The sequence below is a fragment of the uncultured Rikenella sp. genome (genome assembly GCF_910579375.1).
In the GTDB taxonomy this organism is placed as follows: Bacteria; Bacteroidota; Bacteroidia; order Bacteroidales; family Rikenellaceae; genus Rikenella.
In genome coordinates this window covers 1-2,133 of the sequence record NZ_CAJTUJ010000220.1, presented here as the reverse complement: position 1 = coordinate 2,133, position 2,133 = coordinate 1, and the positions used below count along the sequence as shown (strand labels likewise).

1 protein-coding gene is annotated in these 2,133 nt (G+C 60.4%); it reads right to left on the bottom strand.

The annotated features are described in order from the left end of the window. Nucleotides 1–107: 107 nt before the first annotated feature. Nucleotides 108–1,667, bottom strand: a complete 1,560-nt coding sequence (locus tag QZ302_RS09860) for a sugar transporter (protein ID WP_294594924.1) — start codon at nt 1,665–1,667, stop codon at nt 108–110. Nucleotides 1,668–2,133 lie beyond the last annotated feature (466 nt).

Here is a 2,133-nt window from a genome sequence, read left to right as displayed (position 1 = left end):
TTCTTTTTGTGAACAAAAAGAACCAAAAAAACTTTAGACGGATGCTGGCGCATCCTAAAGCTGCCGACAGCCCAATTTCCCAAAATTCATTTGACGCAACAAATCACCTACCGCCTGAGCTTGGCGCGCAGCAGGCCGGTGACTAGCCGGACGAAATTACGCATCCCGCGGGATGAAAAATAGAACGCGACGCCGCTCAAAATCCCGTACAACAACGGAATTATCACGGCACGGGTCAGCCAGCCGCCCCAGGTGTCGGAAGACGGAAGCCAGCCCTGGACGAGAATCGTTTCCGAAACCAACCAGACGAAAACGAGAATCGAGAGGTATTTCAGCAGGGTCAGCCAGTACTCTCGCGAGGATTCGCGGAAACCGCGCCGGTAGAGGAAGTAGGGTTTCCAGAAGAGGACGAAAAGGCCGGTACTCAGCAGCGTTCCCGCCACGACGCCCGATACGCCGTAACGCCAACAGGCCCAAAACGAAAGGACGAGATTCAAGGCGGCCTCGGTCCAGGCCGCCCATACGTCGTGGTAGAGGCCGTAGGCGTTCAGAAAGTACTGGGCGGTCTGGCGGATCAGGCCGATGAAGAGGGTCGCCACGAGCATCAGCACCACCGGCGAGGAGAAAAGGGCGTAACGACCGGCCGGAAGCCACAGGGAGATGAACGGGTTGACGAGTTCGTAAAATGAAAAGGAGAGGGTGCCGCCGATCCAGAAGTACATGGCGTTGAATTGCCAGAAGACGAGCTTGATTTTCGACCGGTCGCCTTCGACGACGAGGTTCCCGACGCCGGCGTAGCTGTTGTTGAGCGCGCCGCCGATAAAGGAGGTCAGGCGGCCGATCATCATCGAGTAGTTGGTGTAGTACGAGACCATGGACTGGGAGATGAGCTGGCCGAGGACGATGACGTCGGACTGGTAGAGCACGAGGCTGGCGATGCGGTGGGAGAAAATCCGGCGGGTGGTGGCGAAGACGGAGCGGTATTTCCGCACGGCGGCACGACCCTGGCGCAGAGAGGAGCGAAGCCACGGGTAGATGCGCCGCAGGGCGGATTCGAGCCACACGGCGTACACGACGCCGAAGAGGAGTTCGACGGCGAGCCAGGTGAGGTAGCCGGCCGAAGTCCATCGGAGCAAGGCCATCTGGAGGAGCACTTTGGCGAGCAGCGAGAGGTTGAAGATCCGGGTCACAACGTATCCCCGCTGGTCGGCCATCAGGAGGTTCTGTTTGTAGTTGAGCAGGTAGCTCATCAGGGTGGTGGCCAGGAAGGTGAGGTAGGCGGCGTAGATGGTGCCGAGGGGGATGCCTTCGGCGACGGCGCGGGCGAAGACCCACGGGATAAAGGCGGCGAAGGTGAGCCCGAGCAGGGTGATGGCGAGGCCGACGAGGCGGAAGAGCCAGCCGAGGAGCGAGACGAGTTCGGTGATTTGTGTCCGGTCGCGCCGGTAGAGGGGGTCGTAGAGCACTTGGGCGACGGCAGTGGCGATCCCGAGGTCGGCGAGGTTCAGAAAGCCGATATAGCTCATCACGGAGGAGGTCAGGCCGACGAATTGGGTGCCGAGCTCTTCGAGAAAGATGCGCCGCGAGAAGAAGTTGAGGGCCAGCACCAACAGGTAGAACGCGACGGAGACGCGGGCGTTTTTGAAGCTGTATGCGAGGCGTGACATGGCGGCCGGAAGGATATCAGGGGGAGTGACGAACGAGGGCCTCGGGTGGCGAGGGGGAGCTCGTTCGCGGGACAAAGATAGGCAAAATGGGCGGTTGTAGATTGCCTGGGGTAGACACGGCCCTCTTTCGAGTGCCGAGCGGCACCGCCCCGGGCGGACGCGGGGATGCCGAAGGGGGCTTTTGGCACATCGGTAACATCGGTAACGGTTGGTCGTCCTCAAATAACAGAACCGATGGCATGCACTTGGGCTTCAGCACGCAGGGCCTCGGCCCCAGCAGCTCGTACAGCCGTGCCTCCGGTCTTCAGTTGCGTTGCCTCTCGGAATAAACGGGATGCGAACCCGCTCCGGGCTTCCGCAACGCAGGATCGGGCGCGCCGAACAGTGTCGGCAACCACGGATTCAACTACTCCTCCGGCACAAAAAGCAACAGCGGTTTGGATTTGAATTTCAGTGCAACTGGTCT